Genomic DNA, 17,766 nt, shown 5'->3' on the forward strand with positions numbered 1-17,766 from the left:
GTGTCAGCTCTTCAGCCGTCCCCTGAACTCGGCCACGGGCCCGGACGGTTCGCCGTGGGCGCCCGCCGGCAGGAGGAGTTCGACGCGGTGGACGAGCCGGGGCGCGACCAGGGGGACGGCGGCCGCGCCGGAGGCGCCCTCCGTCGCGGACAGCGGCAGCAGGGCGAGCCCGTGCCCGGCGGCGGCCAGGGCGGTGAGGACGCGGGTGTCGGTGCCCTCGTAGCGCAGGGCGGTGCGGAAGCCGCGCCCGGCGGGGCCGCCGTGGACGGCCCGCAGCCGGTCGAGGGGGATGCCGGCGGCGGGGGCGTCCAGCCAGCGGGCGTCGACGAGGTCGTCGAGGCGGAGTCCGGTGCGTCCGGCGAGGGGGTGCCGGCCGGGCAGGACGACGGCGACCGGTTCCTCGGCGACGCCGGTCGCGGCGAGCGGGGCGACGTCGGGCAGCCGCAGCGGGTCGCTGGGGGCGGCGACGCCGTCGACGAGCCCGGCGTCGGCCTCGCCGGTGGCGACGGCGACGGGCACCCGCTCGCGGGACAGGGCGCGCAGGGTGACCCCGGTGGCGGGCAGGGCGGCGAGGACGCGGGCGGTGAGGGCGAGCGGGGAGGCCGCGACGTCCAGGGTCGCGCGGGGCGCGGCGGTGAACCGGTCGAGGTCGGCGCGGGCCGCGTCGAGGCGGAGCAGCAGCGCCCCGGCGTGTTCGAGGAGCCGCTCCCCGGCCGGGGTGGGGGCGACGGGCCGCCGGGTGAGCAGGGGCAGCCCGAGGTCGGCCTCCAGGGCGGCGATGTGCTGGGAGACGGCGGACTGGGTGTAGCCGAGGTCGCGCGCCGCCTCGGAGAAGGAGGCGCGGCGGGCGACGGTGACGTACGTGCGGAGGAGGTGCGGGTCCATGGGCTCAGGACCCGAAGGGGGTCTTGAGCAGGTCCTTGGCGTAGTGCGCGAGGGAGCGGTTGTAGCGGGGCAGCAGGGGCGCGAGGGCGCCGAGGGCGAGGGAGGCGGCCTCGCGGTCGCGGCCGGTGTCGGCGAGGGCGAGGGCGAGGAAGGCGTCGACGGCGCCGGAGAGGGCCCGCTCGTCGGCGTCGAGCCGGTCGGCGGGGAGGGCGCGCTCGGCGGTGAGGAGTTCGACGCTGCGGTCGGGGCGGCCGAGGTTGCGCAGGCTGCTGGCGAGCTGGATGACGGCCCGTCGGCGGCGCAGTCCGGTGAGGCCGAGGCCGAGGGCCCGCTCGTAGTGGGCGACGGCTTCCTCGGGCATGCCGGTGGAGTCGTGGGCGGCGCCCTGCTCGAAGACGGCGGCCGGGTCGTCGGCGGGCCGTTCGGCGGCGAGTTCGGCGACGCGGGCGCGGAAGTCGGCGGGCTCGTGGTCGTCGAGGCGCTCCCAGAGCGCGGCGACGCGGGTCTCCCAGTCCTGATCGTTCGTCATGCGGCCACCCTAACCGGAGGGTCATAAGCGTTCGTGATGACAGGTGCAGGAATCATCGTTGGACGTGAACGAGGGGGTCCGCCCAGCATGGTGGCCATGAACACGAACACGCACACCCCCCGGATCGCCCTGGTCGGCGACCGCTCCCCGCACGTCCGCTCGCACGTCCGCGTCCCGGTCCTCCTGGACGCCCTCGCCGAGCGGGACGGGCTCGCGCTCGACGCGTACTGGATCCCGACGGTCGACGCGGAGGCCCCGGGCGCGGTGAAGGGCTTCGACGCGGTGTGGGTGCTGCCGGGCAGCCCGTACGCCAGCGAGGCGGGGGCGCTCGCGGCGATCCGTACGGCCCGCGAGGACGGCATCCCGTTCCTCGGCACCTGCGCCGGCTTCCAGCACGCCCTGATCGAGTACGCGCGGGACGTCTGCGGCCTGGAGCGGGCGGCGCACGCCGAGAACGACCCGGCGGCCGATCCCGGCGACCTGCTGATCGCACCGCTCGCCTGCTCGCTCGTGGGCCACGAGGGCGCCGTACGGGTCACCCCCGGCTCGCTCGCCGAGAAGGCGCTCGGCGCGGAGCGGACGACGGAGCGCTACCACTGCGACTACGGCCCGGACAGCCGCCACCTGGACACCCTGCGGGCGCACGGCCTGCGCTTCACGGGCGCGGACGAGGAGGGCGGCATCCGCATCGCCGAGCTCCCCTCGCACCCCTTCTTCCTGGCGACCCTCTTCCAGCCGGAACTGGCGGGCGACGGCACCGTGCCGCACCCGCTGGTCCGGGCACTGGCGGTGGCGGCGACGGAGCACGCGTCGGCCCTCTAGGCGCCCGGGGGCGGGGCACCCTCGGGACCGCCGCGGCGCGGAGGACGGCGAGGGCGGGAGCGCGAGGCCCGGCTAGGCCGTCCTCACGACGAGATGGGCGCGGTCCCGGCCGCGGGCCACCAGGCGGGCGTTGGCCTCGTCGGATTCGTGGACCCAGCGCTCGGCGTGTGCCCGGTCCTTGCCGAAGCGGACGTGCCGCTCGACGAGCCGGGGGACGCGGCTGCGGTCGTCCAGGTCGAGGTACCAGGCCTCGTCCAGGAGCGGCAGGACGCCGGCCCAGGCGCCCTCGTCGTGCAGCAGGTAGTTCCCCTCCGTGACGACGAGCGGGACCCCGGGCTCGACGGGGATCGCCCCGGCGACCGGCTCCTCCAGCGAGCGGTCGAACGCGGGCGCGTAGACGGTGGTGCCGGGGGCGGGGGTGCGGAGCCGGGTGAGGAGCGCGGTGTACCCGGCGGCGTCGAAGGTGTCCGGCGCGCCCTTCCGGCCGGCCCGCCCGAGCCGCTCCAGCTCGGCCCGGGCCAGATGGAAGCCGTCCATCGGGACGAGCACGGCGAGCCCGTCGAGCCGGGCGACCAGCCGGGCGGCGAGCGTGGACTTCCCGGCGCCGGGCGGCCCGGCGAGCCCGAGGATCCGCCGCCTCCCGGGCACGGCGAGCGCCCGCGCGCGTGCGACGAGCCGATCGAACTCCTCCGCGTCCATGCGTCGCATTCTCGCACCACGCGCCCGGCCGGACGGCGCCCCCGGCGGCGCCTCCCCGTCCCCCGGCCCGGGCCCGCACCGGCAGCGGCGGCGGGCAGCGGGGTGCGGGTGCGGAGCACAGGGGGCGGGACCCTCGGGGCGACCCTCCCCGGACCCTCGTTCCGACCCTCGATCCCGCAAGGGTCGTCCCCCACCACGACGCGGGTCGACGCGGGTGGGTTCCTACCCTTCCGCGTATTACGTTGGGGAAATGCCGTCCATCGCACTCGTCACCCTCGTCGTCCGTGAATACGACGAGGCCATCGCCTTCTACACCGACGCCCTCGGCTTCGAGCTGGTCGAGGACACCGACCGCGGCGACGGGAGCCGCTGGGTCGTCGTCCGTCCGCGTGGCGCGGCCGGCGTCGGCGGCCTCGGCAACACCGGGCTGCTGCTCGCCCGCGCGAAGAACGAGGAGCAGGAGGCCTCGGTCGGCAACCAGACGGGCGGCCGGGTCGGCTTCTTCCTCCACACGGAGGACTTCGCCGGCGACCACGAGCGCATGTCGGCCGCCGGGGTGAAGTTCCTGGAGGAGCCCCGCCACGAGCCGTACGGCTCGGTCGCCGTCTTCGAGGACCTCTACGGCAACCGCTGGGACCTCCTCCAGCCCGCCGGGTGAAAACCGGTGTCGCCCGCGCGGCGGCGCTCCCTACACTCGCGGAACGGCGCACCGACCGGTGTGCCGTTCCGCGAGGGTCCACCGAGGAGAGCCGACCGTGCGCACGCACCGCTTCGACGTGATCCTCGCCTCTCGCTCCGGCCGGTGGCGGCTGCGCGCCCGCCACCGCCGACCCGTGCCGTACGCGACGTACCGACCGACGTACTGACGACGTACCCGCCACGGGAATCGCGCTGCCCCTTTCTCCACGCAGCAGCGAAGGGCACGACACCGTGCGTACCGACACCACCACCCGAAGCGTCCGCAACCTCGGCATCCTCGCGCACGTCGACGCGGGCAAGACCACCGTCACCGAGCGGTTCCTCTTCCTGACCGGCGCCACCCACAAGCGCGGCGAGGTCCACGACGGCACGACCGTCACCGACTTCGACCCGCAGGAGCGGGACCGGGGCATCACGATCTTCGCCGCGGCCGTCAGCTGCGACTGGGCGGGCCACCGGATCAATCTGATCGACACACCGGGTCACGTCGACTTCTCCGACGAGGTCGAGCGCTCGCTGCGCGTCCTCGACGGCGCCGTCGCCGTCTTCGACGCCGTCGCGGGCGTCGAGCCGCAGAGCGAGACGGTGTGGCGCCAGGCCGACCGGCACGGCGTCCCGCGCCTCGCGTTCGTCAACAAGCTGGACCGCGCGGGCGCGGAGCTCGACGGCGCGGTCGAGTCGATCCGCAGCCGCCTGGGCACCGTCCCGCTCCCCGTCCAGCTGCCCGTCGGGCGCGAGGACGGCTTCACGGGCGTCGTGGACCTGGTCCGGATGCGGGCGTACGTGTGGGCCGACGGCGCCGACGCGTACGCCGACCTGCCGGTCCCCGACGAGCTCCGGGACGAGGCACGACGCCGCAGGCGGCGGCTGGAGGAGACGGTCGCGGAGCTGCACCCGCGCGCCCTGGAGGAGTTCTGCGAGCGGAACGCGCTCTCCGAGGACGTCCTCACGGGCGCCCTGCGCGATCTGACCCTCTCCGGGGAGGCCGTGGTCGTGCTGTGCGGCTCGGCGTACCGCAACCGGGGCATCGAGCCGCTGCTCGACGCCGTCGTCGCGTACCTCCCGGCCCCGTCGGACGTGCCGCCGGTGCGCGGCGAGGTTCCGGCGGACCCGGAGGCGCCGTTCACCGCGCTGGCGTTCAAGGTGAACGCGACGGCCACCGGCCGCCTGACCTACCTCCGCGTCTACGCGGGCACGATCGGGAAGGGGGACACCGTGCTCGACGCCACCGCCGGGCGTACGGAACGGATCGCCCGCGTCCTGCGCGTCCAGGCCGACCGGGCGACGGAGGTGGACACGGCGCGCGCCGGTGACATCGTCGCCGTCGTCGGGCCGAAGTCCGTCCGCGCCGGGGCGACGCTGTGCGCCCCGGACGCGCCGGTCGTCCTCGAACCGCCGACGACCGCCGACCCGGTGGTCTCGGTCGCCGTGGAGGCCCGCCGCGGCACGGACACGGGCCGGCTCGCGACGGCCCTCGCCCGGATGACGGAGGAGGACCCGTCGCTCGTGGTGCGGTCCGACCCGGAGACGGGCCAGACGGTCCTGTCGGGCCTCGGCGAGCTGCACCTGGAGGTCGCGGTGGAGAAGCTGCGGCGCGACCGGGGTATCGAGGTCACGGTCGGCCGGCCGCAGGTCGCGTACCGGGAGACGGTGACGAAGGGCGTCACCGGTCTGCTGTACCGCCACGTCAAACAGGACGGCGGGGCGGGCCAGTTCGCCCACGTCGTCATCGACGTCGAACCGGCGGAGGACGGAGAGGAGTTCGCGTTCCGGTCGACGGTCACGGGCGGCCGCGTCCCGCAGGAGTACGTCCGCGCGGTCGAGGCCGGCTGCCGGGACGCCCTCGTCGAGGGTCCCCTCGGCGGCCACCCGGTGACGGGTGTCCGGGTCACGCTCACGGACGGCGCCACGCATCCGAAGGACTCCTCGGAGACGGCGTTCCGCACGGCGGGCCGCTTCGCCCTGCGCGAGGCGCTCCGCGCGAGCGTGACGACCCTGCTCGAACCGGTGGCCGAGGTGACGGTCACCGTCCCCGCCGAGTCGGTCGGCTCGGTCCTCGGCGACCTCGCGGCCCGCCGGGGCCGGGTCACGGACTCCACGACCCGTTCCGGTACGGCGGTGGTCTCGGCGACGGTCCCGCTGGCCGAACTCTTCGGCTACGCGTCCCGCCTCCGGGGCCGCACCCAGGGCCGGGGCACCTTCACCACCCGGCCGGCGGGTTACGAGGCCCTTCGGGGCTGAGGCCGGGCTCGGCCCGTGCGGTCCTGCCGACCGGTACGCGGCCGAGCGCCGTCCGCCGTGAGGCGAGCGCCTCGACGAGGAGCGGGCCCCGCCCGCCCTCGCCGAGGGGTTCCCCGGCCGGCCGGGCCGACGGCGTCCGTGCCCCGGCCCGCGGCCGGTGGCGCGGGTCGGGGGCCGGGACGCGTCAGCGCATGACGGACGAGAAGCTGTCGAGCTGGATCCAGGTGACCTTGTTGGTCGACTGGGGGCCGAGGACGTTGACGGTGCCGGCCGTGTTGGCCTCGATGCGCAGGGCGTTGACGCCCTGGCTGTTGTTGCGGGGGCAGACGCCGCGGGTCAGCTTGGGCGGGCGGATCGAGGGGTCCAGCGTGCCGAGCGGGCCGTCGGCGGTGAACGAGCAGGTGACCAGGCCGCGCAGCTGGAGGAACTCCGTGCCCGCGAGGCGGATCACGCGCGCCTCGGCCGGGGAGAGGGGGTCGTTCTGCACGCCCGTCGCCAGGGTGATCGGCGTCCAGTCGACGACGGTCTGGCAGCCGTCCACCGGGTCGACGGCGGCGGCGGGAGCGGCGGCGAGCAGCGGGGCGCCGACGGCGACGGTGGGGGCGGCCAGGGCCGCGGCGAGAAGGGAGCGACGGCTGGTCGTGCGCTGGGTCATGGGCGATCCTCCGGATCGGGTGGGGCGGGCGGACTGGTGCGCGGCTGCGGTCGGGCGGGGGCTCATCCCCAGGCGACGGAGAAGCCGTCGAGGTCGATCCAGGTGACGGCGTTGTCGCTGGTGGGGCCGTAGGCCCAGAGCGCACCGGTGATGTTCGCCTCGACGCGGCACACGCAGCGTCCGGTGTTGTTGTTGCGGGGCACGTTCGCGCGCGTCACGCGGGTGGGGCGCAGCCGGTGCGGCAGGGTCGCGATCTTGCTGTCCGCGGTGAGGCCGGGCGAGCAGGTGAGGGTGCCGCGCAACTGGAGGTAGGTGGTGCCGGCGAGGGCGATCAGGCGTCCGCGCGGGGGCTGGGTGCCGGGCGTGACGCCGGGTTCGAGGGCGAGGTCCTCCCAGTCCGCGAGGACCTTGACGCCGTCGACGGCGGGCTTCGTCGGGTACCAGCTGATGGTGACGTCACGCGAACCGGTCGTCCCCGGGACGGTGTTGCTGAAGCCGAGCAGCAGGCGGTTCTCCCCGGTCGCGGGGTCGACCTCGATGGCGACGCCCTCGGGCTCGCGCCGGGTGAGGCCGCCGGCGCTGGTGACGACCTGCCGGTCGAACCGCTCGCCGGTGGTCCACGAGTACGAGGTGAGGAAGGTGACGCCCGGGAAGCCGTCGACGGGGAGCGTCGTCGGGTCGTCGTCGTAGACGTACGGCGCCCACTGGTACCAGTAGAGGACGTCTCCGAGGACGGTGTAGCCCTGGGAGGTGAGCTTGGCCTCCAGGGGGTAGGGCGACGGCACGGCGGGGGTCGTCTCCTCGTCCACGCACGTCGAGGGGAGGCCGTCGCAGTCCCGCATGACGAAGGTGGTGCCCACCGGGACCCAGTCGCCGGCGGCGGCCGCGGCGAGGTCGTAACGGGTGAACGTGCGCTTGCCACTCTTGTGGTACATGACGCACAGGAGGTTGTTCACCGGGTCGATCGAGGGCCCGGTGCCCGCGGTGCTGCCGGGCGGCGTGAACTTCCGCAGCGTCGGGGAGTTCCCGTCGAGGATCGTGTTCTCCTCGTAGAGGAACCGCGTGACGGCCTTGCCGAAGGCGGCCTTGACGGTGCCGTCGGCCCTCTTGCTGAGGGACAGGGGACCGACCTCGGTCCATATGTAGGTCTCGGTGCCCTGCGGCTCCACGCCCATCGAGATGCCGTGCCCGAAGCCCTTCAGCTGCATCGAGTCGATGACCCTGCCGGTCAGGCGGTCGATGCGGTTGAGCCGCATGTTGCCCTGCTCGATGTCCTCCTGGCCGCCGCTCTCCATCTGGAGCACGAAGACGTACCCGTTGCGGGTGTCGGTCGCGATCGCCTGCGGCGCCGGGCCCTTGACCAGGTCGACGGTCTGGATGAGCCTGCCGGTGACGCCGGACAGGTCGACGCCGTTGGCGTCTGTCTTTCCCATGGTTCTCTCCCCCGGGATCCCTGACGGATCCCCTCACGAAGAGCAGATCATCACACAGAACGCCGTCCGGCCGTGTGCCAGGATGCCTGTACCCGCCCTTCACCGCACCGGCCGTGCGGGGACCGCACGACCCGAGGAGCGTCAGCATGAGCACCACCCCCGGCGGATACCTCTCCGGGCTCTTCTCCCTCGAAGGGCGCACCGCCCTCGTCACCGGCGGGAGTTCCGGCATCGGCAGGGCCGTCGCCGGGGCACTGGCCCGTGCGGGGGCGAGCGTGGTGGTCCTGGCGCGCAAGGAGGCCGAGCTCGTCGCGACCGTCGACGAGCTGACGGCCGACGGCTGCCGGGCGGCCTGGGTGAGCGCCGACCTGAGCACCCGGGACGGCATCAAGGCCGGGGCGGAGGCGGCCGCGGCCGTCTTCGGGGAGCCGGACGTCCTGGTGAACTCGGCCGGCATCAACCTCCGGCCGCCCTTCGACGAGGTGGGCGAGGAGGTGTGGGACACGACGATGACCGTGAACCTGGAGGCGCCGTTCCTCCTCGGCCGGCGCTTCGGGCCCGGGATGGCGGAGCGGGGCTTCGGCCGGATCATCCACGTCACCTCGCAGCAGGCGCACCGCGCGTTCGTCCAGAGCGGGGCGTACGGGGTGTCCAAGGGCGCCCTGGAGTCGCTGGCCCGCTCGCAGGCCGAGGCCTGGTCGCCGTACGGGGTCACCGCCAACACCCTGGTCCCCGGCTTCGTGATGACCCCGCTCAACGAGCGGCTCTCCTCCGACCCGGAGAGGGTCGCCGCCCTGGCCGCGCGCACGATGGTCGGACGCAACGGCCTGGCGGAGGACTTCGCGGGCGCGGCCGTCTTCCTGGCGAGCGCCTCCTCCGCCTACGTCACGGGCCAGTCGCTCTTCGTGGACGGCGGCTTCTCCGTCCACTGAGGACGCCGCCCGGGGCGGACCCGGACTTCCGGCTCTCCTCGACGGCCTCCGCCGCGAACGCGGAGGCCCGCTCGGCGACGCTCCGACCGGGAAACCAGCCGTGCTCGCCGAACCAGGCGTCGACATCCGCGGGAACTTCGAGACGGGGCACAGGGGCTCCTCGGCGGCGTGGGCGGGGGCGTCGGTCAGGACGCCGGGCTGCCCGCCCAGTCGGCGAGGGCCCGGGCACAGGCCTCCAGGGCCTTCGCCGTGGGGCCGGACGCGGCGGACAGGGCGGCCGACAGGATCAGGCCGGGGCCCTCGGTCTCGCCGCCCACCGTCACGGCGCAGGAGACCGTCGCCACCGGGCCCTCCGTGCCGGGCGGCGCGGACACGGTGAGGGTCAGCTCGCAGGCCCCGGGGCGCACGCCCTCCGCCGCGCACCGGTCCGCCATCGCGGCGGCGAGCGGTTCCGCGTTGTCCTCCAGCGCACCCGGGCGCAGCGGGAATACCTCGTCCACGGCCACGACGCCGATCCCCCGCAGGGTGGTCGCCCTCAGGTGCAGCGCGCGGGCGCCGAACAGGCCCGTGCTGTGCAGGACGTAGACGGCGACGAGCGCGGCCCGTACCGCCGCCCCGAGGTCGTGCCCGTGACCGGGCAGCGGGAGGCGCCACCGGGGCGGCCGGAGCCGTACCGGCGCGATCCCGGAGGTCAGTGCCGCCAGACCGGTGTGGACCGTCTCGCCGAGGAGCCAGGGGCCGCCGGGGCCGAGCATGAGGAGCCGGCCGTGCTCGTCGACCGCGAGCGGCGCGTCCGTGTCCGTACGGCCGAAGGGGAAGAGGCGGGCGCCGAGGGAACGTGCGAGCCGGTTCAGGGCCGGGACGTCGTAGCGGGCCTCGCGGGGGTCTATGACGGCGCCGAGGGCGGCGACCTCCCGACCGCCGTCGGCGGCGGGGTGGACGTGCAGGCCGTGGAACTCGCGCACGGCGCGTTCGGCGGCGGGGAAGAGTTCCGCGCCGACGGTCGCCACGACGAGGACCGCCAGCATGGCGGGGTCCCCCGCGTCCCGGGCCGGCCGCCGGCCCGCTTCCGTCAGTACGTCGCTCATGCCTGGTCGTGGATGATCGCGATCCCCAGCCGGTCGAGGAGCGCCGAGCACGAGCGGCACACCTCGGCCTCGGTGCCGTGCTCGGGGTCGCCGTGCGGGCGGATCTTGCGGGCGACGATCGCCGCGCCCGCGAAGTGCGGGACGGCCTCGTCGAGGGTGGTGGTGCGCCCGTCGCCGCGCTGCCGGTCGAAGCCGAAGAGCTCGTCGGAGACGAGGGCGGACTCGGCGCAGTAGCCGATGAAGGGCTCGCGCAGGGCGGGCGGCAGCCCTTCGAAGAACTCCCGCACGGCCGGGTGGAGTTCCGGCTCTCCGTCGCCGGTGAGATTGGTGTGGCTGGTGATGGTGCCGTGGATGAGCAGCGAGGCCGCCGTACCGGGGATCAGGTCAGACAAAGTAGTCCTCCGCGTCCTGCATGGGGGCGTGGGCGAGCGCGATCATGGCCTCGTACTTGTCGGCACCCATGTAGTAGGCGCCGGTGTGGTGCAGGTAGAAGAACCGGCCCCGTTCGTCCATCAGCACGGGTGAGCCCTCCGAACCGTCGAGCCCGACCGGGAAGAGCCGCACGCCGAGACCGCGGCTCAGCTCGGCGACGTCGGCCGGAGCGGACCCGTAGCCGAGGTACGGGGTGAAGTAGAGGTGGTCCTCCCGTGCGGCGTCGATGGTGAGGCGCAGTCCGCCGTGCTCGGCGAGGAAGGCGGTCGCGGCGTCGAGGGGTTCCACGGGAAAGCCCGTCTCCCGGTACTGCCCCGTGATCTCGTCGACCATCGCCGGGACGGTGTCGGCGACGTCCCGTCCCGGGAACCAACCGTGTTCCCGGAACCAGGCGTCGACGTCTTCCGGGGTGTTCATCTTCGGCATGTCTGTTCCTTATCCGGTGTACGCCGTGACGCCGGCCATCTCCATGGCGAGCTCGCAGGACCGGCACGGCGGCTTGTACTCGCCGTGGCCGAGGGGATGGGGCTTGATCTGTTCGCCGATCTGCACGCTGTAGACCTGCGACCCCTTCATGGCGTCGCGGACCTGGTCGACCGAGGTGATTCCGGTGCCGTCGGGATCCAGGTGCCGAAGCCGGTCCGAGACGAGATTCGCCTCGGCGCATTTTCCATGACCCGCGCCAGGGTATCTGTCCTCCGCCAGGATCCGCTGCTCGACCTGGTCGTAGATCGACTGCATCGCCGGATGCAGGTCGGGGGTCTTCTGACCGGCGCCCTTGGTGGCGCTGGAGTGACTGGTGACGACGCCGTCGTGCAGCAGGCTCCCGGCGCACGAGCCGTCGAGGAGGTTCGTGCCGGGCGGGAAGTGGGTCTTGGCCAGGTCGATCTTGTGCTTGGGATCGTTCGGGTCGTCCGGGTTGGCCCTCCGCGCCTTGTCAGCGAGATCCCGGGCCTCCTGGACCAGGGCCTCGCGCTGCTGCTCGGGAGTCAGGTGGCTGACGTCGAGCGGGTCGGTGCGGTGGTGGCGCATGTTGCCGGCGGAGCTGCCGTGCCACGGCGGGGCCGGGGTGATGCGGTTGCCGCCGGGGTTGTTCCCGGAGCCGCCGTTGCCGTTTCCGCCGGGGGGATTGCCGCCACCGCCGCCACCGCCGCCCGAGCCGCCCTTGCCGCTGTCGTCGTGGTCGCCCTTGCGCTGGCGGGCGAAGCGGTCGCGGAGGTCGTCGTCGGTGTTCTTGTGGTCGGCGGAGATCTGCTTGACGACCTTGGGCAGCGTCTGGCCGACGTGGTCGCCCATCGACTTCGCCGCCTTGGTCAGGGCCTCCATCGCCTTGTCGGCGACCGGGTCGATCGCGTCGGCGATCGAGTCGCGCCCCCGGGTGCGGCCGTGCGCGGTCTTCGCCTTCGTGAGTTTGCCCGCCGTCTTCCCGTGGATGCGCACGCTCACGGTGTTCAGCTGGGTGGAGGCGTGGTCGTGCTCGGCGTGCTCGATGTGCAGGTTCTTCAGCCCGCTGCCCTTCGAACCGCCGCCCCTGCCGCCTCCGGCCGAGGCCAGGTGCAGGGCGTCCTTGCTCGACTGCACGCCGTCCTTGAAGCCGTCCGTCCCGGCCTTCTCGGCCTGGTCGAGATCCACGCCGTCCTGCAGGCCGATCGCCATCGCGCCCAGCTGCACGACCAGGTCCGCCGCCATGCCCTCCAGGGCCGCCACCGCCGGCTCGGTCAGCGCGGAGACGACGTACCCGACGGCCTCCTCCACGCACTCCTTGATCAGCCGCTTGACGACCTCCTGCGTGGCCCGCATCGCCCCCGCGCCGATCAGCGCCGACAGACCACCGGTCACCGGGATCAGCGAGAGCGCGATCCCCGCCTCCGAGGCGAGGTAGCCGAGCTGTACGAGCGCCGCGAGCTTCATCCCCTCGACGGCGCCGGCCGCGAGGTCGAGACCGCCCGCGATCGTGCGGGCCGCGCCGGCGATGTCCTTGAAGTGCTTGCCCTTGACCTTCTGCCAGTGCTCGTCGAGTGCGTCGATCGCCTCGCCCTGGCCCGAGGACAGCAAGCGCTCGAAGTGGTTGTTCGCGAGCTGACCGTCGTCCTCCAGGTCGTCCGCGAACTCCCTGAGCGCGTCCGCCATCTCCCGGTACGCGTCCTCGTCGACGTTCGGCCAGGCCACACCGATCAGATCGAGAAGGGTGTCGGCCCAGTCCGGAACCGTGACAGCCATGTTCGTGCCCCCGTGTCGGCTGTTTGCGATGCGTAACAGTCCTACCACGGGGGCGGCTGACGAAGCGTCCGGGGGTCAGCCCTCCTCGGGCTCCAGTCGCAGCGAGATCGAGTTGATGCAGTACCGCTGGTCCGTCGGGGTCGGGTAGCCCTCGCCCTCGAAGACGTGGCCCAGGTGGGAGCCGCAGCGGGCGCAGCGGACCTCGGTGCGGATCATGCCGTGGGAGGTGTCCGCGACGAGCTCGACGGCCTCGCTGTCCTTCGGGTCGTAGAAGGACGGCCAGCCGCAGTGCGACTCGAACTTCTCGTTCGACGTGAAGAGCTCCGCCCCGCAGGCGCGGCAGGAGTAGACGCCCTTCGTCTTCGTGTCGGTGTACTCACCGCGGAAGGCGGGCTCCGTGCCGGCCAGTCGGAGCACCTGGTACTCCGCCGGGGTCAGCTGCGCCTGCCACTCCTCGTCCGGCTTCTCGACCTCGTACGCCATCGTTCGTCCACTCCCTCAGTTCGACAGGCGGGCGAGGATCAGCGGTCCCAGGTCCGTGACGTCGCCCGCGCCCATCGTGAGAACGAGATCGCCGGGGCCGGCCATTCCCGCGACGACCTCGGGGACCGCGTCCTTGTCGTGGACCGGGGTCACGTCGGCGCCGGCGGCGCGGGCCGCCGTGACGATCAGCTCGCTGGTGACGCCCGGGATCGGGTCCTCGCGGGCCGGGTAGACGTCGAGGACGACGGAGGCGTCGGCGAGGGCCAGCGCGTCGCCCATCTCCCTGCCCAGCTCCTGGGTGCGGGAGAAGAGGTGCGGCTGGAAGACGACGAGGAGGCGGGAGGACCCGGCGGCGCCGCGCATGGCCTCCAGGTCGGCGGTCATCTCGGTGGGGTGGTGCGCGTACGAGTCGATGACCTGGACGCCCTTGGCCTCGCCCTTGAGCTGGAGGCGGCGGCCGACGCCGGTGTAGGCGGTGAGGGCCTGGGCCAGCTCGGCGGGGTCGATGCCGACGCGCGCGCCGGCGGCGAGGGCCGCGGCGGCGTTGTGGGCGTAGTGGCGGCCGGGGACGGAGACGGTGAAGGTGTGCTCGACGCCGTCGAGGAGGACCGTCACCTCGCTCTTCATCCCGTTCGGGACGATCTTCAGGATGCGGGCGTCGGAGTCCTCGGACTCGCCGACCGTGACGACGTCCAGGCCCTCGCGGTCCGCGACGCGGCGGGCGAGCTCGCGGGCGCCCGCGTGCTCGCCGACGACCAGGGTGCCGCCGGGGCGGATCTTGGCGGTGAAGGCCTCGAAGGACTCGTAGATCTCGTCCATGGAGGCGTAGTTCGCGTGGTGGTCCAGCTCGACGTTGAGGACGATCGCGACCTCGGGGGCGTACTTCTGGAAGCTGCGGTCGCTCTCGTCGGCCTCGGCGACGAAGACCTCGCCGGAGCCGTGCCGGGCGTTCGTGCCGGGGCCCGCGAGGTCGCCGCCGATGGCGTACGAGGGGTCGAGGCCGAGCTCGGTGAGCGCGACGGCCAGCATGGAGGTGGTGGTCGTCTTGCCGTGCGTGCCGGCGACGGCGATCGCGCTCAGGCCGTCCATGAGGGAGGCGAGCGCGTCGGAGCGGTGCACGACGGGGATGCCGAGCTCGGCGGCGCGGGCCAGCTCGGGGTTGTCGGCGCGGATGGCGCTGGAGACGACGACGGCGGAGGCGTCGTCGGCGAGGTGCTCGGCGGCGTGGCCGATGTGCACGGTGGCACCGAGGGCGCGCAGCGACTCGGCGGTCGCGGACTCCTTGGCGTCGCTGCCGGCGACCTTGGCGCCGCGCTGGGCGAGGATCTTCGCGATGCCAGACATTCCGGCACCGCCGATGCCGATGAAGTGCGGCCGTTCCATGGCGGCGGGAATGGCGGGTGCCATGCGGATCTCTCCCCGGGGTGGTTCGTGGCCGTCCGTCGCGCACGCGACGGACGGGCGTCTGGAAGCTCCCAGCCTAGTGGCTCCCGTCCGGGGCTCCGGCGGTCGGCGGGTCCGTGTCCGCGCCCCCTGCACGGGGCGCGGACACGGGACGTCCGCTACTCGCTGTGGGCGAAGAGCTTCAGGACGGGGACGCCGACCTTGTGGCGGGCCCGGGAGGCCCAGTCCCGGTGGAAGAACTCCTCCACGTAGTGCGGGGCGGTGAGGACGATCACCTCGTCCGCCCCCGACTCGTCGACCACCGCCTTCATCTTGTCGAGCGGGTGGTCCTCGACGACCTGGCCGACCGCTTCGCAGCCGGCCTTCCTCAGGGCCTGGAGCGAGACCTCCAGGGCCTGCTCGGCGGGGCCCCTGGCCTCTCTGCCCTCCGGTTCGTCGCCCTCGCGGGCGGCGTCCTTGAGCTCGCCCATGGCGACGTCGTCGATGGCACGCAGCAGTACATCGGCCTGGTCACCACGCGGCTGCATGAGAACGATGAAGGACATGCCCTCGTCGCCGTGCAGGGTGGTGACGAATTCCACGTCGACGGACGTGAGGGGCTTCTCGATCATCAGAACGCTTGTGAACAACTCCGGAGCCCTTCTGCGGAAACCATCCTTCCCCGTGCCCGCACGGGGTCTGCGAGGTAAGTGTGCCCAGCCGACGCTAAGCGGAACGACAAATTCCGCCGATTGTCAGATCCGACGGTAGCGGGTGAAGAGGAAGCCGTCCTGCTCCAGCACGGAAGCCACCTGGAAGCGTGTCGGAACGGCCACCGAGGGACCGCCGGCGATCCGTTGGGCGTCGCCCGCCGTCATCGTCGGCGAGATCGTCAGGCACAGCTCGTCCAGGACGTCCGCCCCCACGAACTGGCCGAGCAGCCGGGGCCCGCCCTCGGTCAGCTGGCGGCGCAGCCCGCGCTCCGCGAGCACCGCCACCGCACGGGCCGGCACCACCCGGGCCCCGTCGCCCGCGAAGAGCACCTCGGCGCCCGCCTCGCGGGCGGCCCGGATCCGGTCGGCGGGCGCGCCGGAGCCGGTGAGGACCACGGTCGGCACCAGCGGCTCGGTGAAGAGCGGCAGCGAGAAGTCCAGGTCGAGGGAGGCGCTGACCACGGCGATCACGGGCGCCGGGCCCTGTCCCGCGGCGGCCCGGCGGTCCGCGAAGGCCTCCCGCGCCCGGGCCGGGCGGTAGCCCTCCAGACGGACCGTCTCGGCGCCCACCACGACCACGTCGGCGAGCCCGCGCAGGATGCCGAAGATCCGCATGTCGGTCTCGGAGGAGAGCGGCCGGGAGCGCCCGTCGTGCTGACCGGCGCCGTCGAGCGAGGAGACCATGTTGGCCCGCAGCCAGGTGCCGCCGCCCTCCGGATACGCGTAGGCGTCGGCGAGGGCGTCGAGCGACCACTCGCGATCGGAGGCGGGCGACCACCCCTGGTCGGAGGCGGCCGGGGCTGTCATGTCCGTCACAGGGAAGAGCTGTCGCATCCTCGCAGTCTGGCACGGCGCTTACAGTGGGGAACTGTGTCGACCCGTGCCTTCACCGAAGCGGCTTCCACCGAAGCGGCCCCGCTCTCGCTCTGCTCCCGAGAGCCCCACGTCCCCGCCGACCGCCTCGTCGCGGAGATGGTGCCGCCGCCGCGCTTCGACTCCGTCCGCTTCGACACGTACCTGCCCGACCCGAACCAGCCGAGCCAGACGGACGCCGTCAAGGCCCTGAGCGCCTTCGCCGAGGGCCTCGGCGGAGCGCACGCCTCCGGTGCCGGCAAGCGCCGCTGGTTCGCGAGGAGGCCGGCCGCCCCGAGCGGCCCCCGCGGGGTCTACCTGGACGGCGGGTACGGGGTCGGCAAGACCCATCTGCTCGCCTCGCTGTGGCACGCGACCCCCGCGGAGCCCGCGCTGAAAGCATTCGGCACCTTCGTCGAGCTGACCAACCTGGTCGGCGCGCTCGGCTTCCAGCAGACCGTGAAGACGCTCGGCGGACACCGTCTCCTCTGCATCGACGAGTTCGAGCTCGACGACCCGGGCGACACCGTCCTCGTCTCCAGCCTCCTCGCCAAGCTCGTCGAGTCGGGCGTGGCCCTCGCCGCCACCTCGAACACGCTCCCGGGCAAGCTCGGCGAGGGCCGCTTCGCCGCCGCCGACTTCCTCCGCGAGATCCAGGGCCTCTCCGCCCACTTCCGGCCGCTGCGGATCGACGGCGAGGACTACCGCCACCGCGGCCTGCCCGAGGCCCCGTCCCCGTACTCCGACCAGGTCGTCACCCAGACCGCGTACGCGACGCCGGGCGCCTCCCTCGACGACTTCCCGCATCTGCTCGAACACCTGTCCAGGGTTCACCCGAGCCGGTACGGCGCCCTCACGGACGAGCTCAGCGCCGTCTGCCTCACCGACGTCCAGCCGGTCCCGGACCAGTCCACGGCGCTGCGGCTCGTCGTCCTCGCCGACCGGCTCTACGACCGCGAGATACCCGTGCTCGCCTCCGGTCTCCCCTTCGACAAGCTGTTCAGCGAGGAGATGCTGAACGGCGGCTACCGCAAGAAGTACTTCCGGGCGATCTCGCGGCTCACCGCGCTCGCCCGCGACGCGAAGGGGCTCGTCGCGCAGTAGCTTGGGGGCCGTACCCGATCGAAAGGGATCCACCATGGCCACCGTGCGTCACGCCCACACCATCTGGCAGGGCGACCTCCTCAAGGGCTCCGGCGTCGTCACCCTCGACTCCTCCGGTCTCGGCTCGTACGACGTCTCCTGGCCGGCCCGGTCGGAGGAGCCCAACGGCAAGACCAGCCCCGAGGAGCTCATCGCCGCCGCGCACTCCTCCTGCTTCTCGATGGCCTTCTCCAACGGTCTGGCCAAGGCGGGCCACGCCCCCGAGCGCCTGGAGACGAAGGCCGACGTCACGTTCCAGCCGGGCGAGGGCATCACCGGCATCCACCTGACCGTGCGCGGCACGGTCTCCGGCCTGGACGCGGACGAGTTCCAGGCGCTCGCCGAGGACGCGAAGAAGAACTGCCCGGTCAGCCAGGCGCTCACGGGCACGACGATCACCCTCACCGCCGAACTGGCCTGACCCCTGGTCAGAAACCCCGCCACATGAGGCCGTTGCGGCCCGCATGGTTCTCCTGTCACCACCGTGCGTGATACACACATGCGGGTCACACGTCACACACCACCTGTCTGTCCGCCAGCAGAAAGTGGGTTGCCGC

Annotated in this window: 19 protein-coding genes; 6 read left to right on the plus strand and 13 right to left on the minus strand. The window is 73.4% G+C overall.

Annotated features, from left to right (window positions below; all coding sequences use genetic code 11):
• Positions 1–3: 3 nt before the first annotated feature.
• On the minus strand, positions 4–885 hold the full coding sequence (locus tag ACFYUZ_RS34025) for a LysR family transcriptional regulator (protein WP_389315830.1): 882 nt from the start codon (positions 883–885) through the stop codon (positions 4–6).
• A 4-nt stretch (positions 886–889) separates the two neighbouring features.
• Positions 890–1,414 (minus strand): tetratricopeptide repeat protein, encoded by a 525-nt coding sequence (locus ACFYUZ_RS34030; protein WP_389315832.1) that lies wholly within the window; start codon positions 1,412–1,414, stop codon positions 890–892.
• A 96-nt stretch (positions 1,415–1,510) separates the two neighbouring features.
• Here ACFYUZ_RS34030 and ACFYUZ_RS34035 point away from each other — a divergent pair, with 96 nt between their 5' ends.
• Complete coding sequence (locus ACFYUZ_RS34035) at positions 1,511–2,236, plus strand: hypothetical protein (RefSeq protein ID WP_389315834.1); 726 nt, start codon at positions 1,511–1,513, stop codon at positions 2,234–2,236.
• Positions 2,237–2,308: 72 nt separating this feature from the next.
• On the opposite strand, the gene ACFYUZ_RS34040 is transcribed toward ACFYUZ_RS34035, so the two are convergent.
• The gene (locus tag ACFYUZ_RS34040; protein WP_389315836.1) at positions 2,309–2,944 is read right to left on the minus strand and encodes a nucleoside/nucleotide kinase family protein; all 636 of its coding nucleotides are present in this window, start codon (positions 2,942–2,944) and stop codon (positions 2,309–2,311) included.
• A gap of 241 nt (positions 2,945–3,185) precedes the next feature.
• On the opposite strand from ACFYUZ_RS34040, the gene ACFYUZ_RS34045 reads away from it, so the two are divergent.
• Complete coding sequence (locus ACFYUZ_RS34045) at positions 3,186–3,593, plus strand: VOC family protein (RefSeq protein WP_389315838.1); 408 nt, start codon at positions 3,186–3,188, stop codon at positions 3,591–3,593.
• A gap of 272 nt (positions 3,594–3,865) precedes the next feature.
• A complete protein-coding gene (fusA, locus tag ACFYUZ_RS34050; RefSeq protein WP_389315840.1) occupies positions 3,866–5,875 on the plus strand; it encodes an elongation factor G in 2,010 nt (669 codons plus the stop codon).
• 184 nt (positions 5,876–6,059) lie between these two features.
• On the opposite strand, the gene ACFYUZ_RS34055 is transcribed toward fusA, so the two are convergent.
• Both ACFYUZ_RS34055 and ACFYUZ_RS34060 read right to left on the minus strand, forming a co-directional pair.
• Positions 6,060–6,530, minus strand: coding sequence for a hypothetical protein (locus ACFYUZ_RS34055; RefSeq protein ID WP_389315841.1), 471 nt, complete (start codon positions 6,528–6,530; stop codon positions 6,060–6,062).
• 62 nt (positions 6,531–6,592) lie between these two features.
• The gene (locus ACFYUZ_RS34060) at positions 6,593–7,963 is read right to left on the minus strand and encodes a hypothetical protein (protein ID WP_389315843.1); all 1,371 of its coding nucleotides are present in this window, start codon (positions 7,961–7,963) and stop codon (positions 6,593–6,595) included.
• Positions 7,964–8,109: 146 nt separating this feature from the next.
• On the opposite strand from ACFYUZ_RS34060, the gene ACFYUZ_RS34065 reads away from it, so the two are divergent.
• On the plus strand, positions 8,110–8,895 hold the full coding sequence (locus ACFYUZ_RS34065; protein ID WP_389315845.1) for an SDR family NAD(P)-dependent oxidoreductase: 786 nt from the start codon (positions 8,110–8,112) through the stop codon (positions 8,893–8,895).
• A 185-nt stretch (positions 8,896–9,080) separates the two neighbouring features.
• Here ACFYUZ_RS34065 and ACFYUZ_RS34070 read toward each other — a convergent pair whose 3' ends face one another.
• The 8 genes from ACFYUZ_RS34070 to ACFYUZ_RS34105 all read right to left on the minus strand — a co-directional run bounded on the left by ACFYUZ_RS34070 (position 9,081) and on the right by ACFYUZ_RS34105 (position 16,048).
• Positions 9,081–9,983, minus strand: a complete 903-nt coding sequence (locus ACFYUZ_RS34070; RefSeq protein WP_389315847.1) for an SUKH-3 domain-containing protein — start codon at positions 9,981–9,983, stop codon at positions 9,081–9,083.
• A complete protein-coding gene (locus ACFYUZ_RS34075) occupies positions 9,980–10,375 on the minus strand; it encodes a YwqJ-related putative deaminase (RefSeq protein WP_389315849.1) in 396 nt (131 codons plus the stop codon). The genes ACFYUZ_RS34070 and ACFYUZ_RS34075 overlap by 4 nt, the downstream gene beginning before the upstream one ends.
• Positions 10,368–10,841: an SUKH-3 domain-containing protein gene (locus ACFYUZ_RS34080; RefSeq protein ID WP_389315850.1), complete on the minus strand. Its 474-nt coding sequence runs from the start codon at positions 10,839–10,841 to the stop codon at positions 10,368–10,370. The genes ACFYUZ_RS34075 and ACFYUZ_RS34080 overlap by 8 nt, the downstream gene beginning before the upstream one ends.
• Before the next feature lie 9 nt (positions 10,842–10,850).
• A complete protein-coding gene (locus tag ACFYUZ_RS34085; protein WP_389315852.1) occupies positions 10,851–12,635 on the minus strand; it encodes a YwqJ-related putative deaminase in 1,785 nt (594 codons plus the stop codon).
• Positions 12,636–12,710: 75 nt separating this feature from the next.
• The gene (gene msrB / locus ACFYUZ_RS34090) at positions 12,711–13,118 is read right to left on the minus strand and encodes a peptide-methionine (R)-S-oxide reductase MsrB (RefSeq protein WP_123455983.1); all 408 of its coding nucleotides are present in this window, start codon (positions 13,116–13,118) and stop codon (positions 12,711–12,713) included.
• A 15-nt stretch (positions 13,119–13,133) separates the two neighbouring features.
• Positions 13,134–14,525 (minus strand): UDP-N-acetylmuramate--L-alanine ligase, encoded by a 1,392-nt coding sequence (murC, locus tag ACFYUZ_RS34095; RefSeq protein ID WP_389315854.1) that lies wholly within the window; start codon positions 14,523–14,525, stop codon positions 13,134–13,136.
• A 155-nt stretch (positions 14,526–14,680) separates the two neighbouring features.
• Positions 14,681–15,151 (minus strand): indole-3-glycerol phosphate synthase, encoded by a 471-nt coding sequence (locus ACFYUZ_RS34100; protein WP_389315856.1) that lies wholly within the window; start codon positions 15,149–15,151, stop codon positions 14,681–14,683.
• A gap of 105 nt (positions 15,152–15,256) precedes the next feature.
• The gene (locus ACFYUZ_RS34105; protein ID WP_389315858.1) at positions 15,257–16,048 is read right to left on the minus strand and encodes a pyrimidine reductase family protein; all 792 of its coding nucleotides are present in this window, start codon (positions 16,046–16,048) and stop codon (positions 15,257–15,259) included.
• A gap of 36 nt (positions 16,049–16,084) precedes the next feature.
• Between ACFYUZ_RS34105 and zapE the strand changes: the two genes are divergently transcribed.
• Both zapE and ACFYUZ_RS34115 read left to right on the plus strand, forming a co-directional pair.
• A complete protein-coding gene (zapE, locus tag ACFYUZ_RS34110) occupies positions 16,085–17,170 on the plus strand; it encodes a cell division protein ZapE (protein ID WP_389315859.1) in 1,086 nt (361 codons plus the stop codon).
• A 34-nt stretch (positions 17,171–17,204) separates the two neighbouring features.
• A complete protein-coding gene (locus tag ACFYUZ_RS34115) occupies positions 17,205–17,630 on the plus strand; it encodes an OsmC family protein (RefSeq protein ID WP_116158292.1) in 426 nt (141 codons plus the stop codon).
• Positions 17,631–17,766 lie beyond the last annotated feature (136 nt).

It is taken from the genome of Streptomyces sp. NPDC004266 (genome assembly GCF_042874095.1).
In the GTDB taxonomy this organism is placed as follows: Bacteria; Actinomycetota; Actinomycetes; order Streptomycetales; family Streptomycetaceae; genus Streptomyces.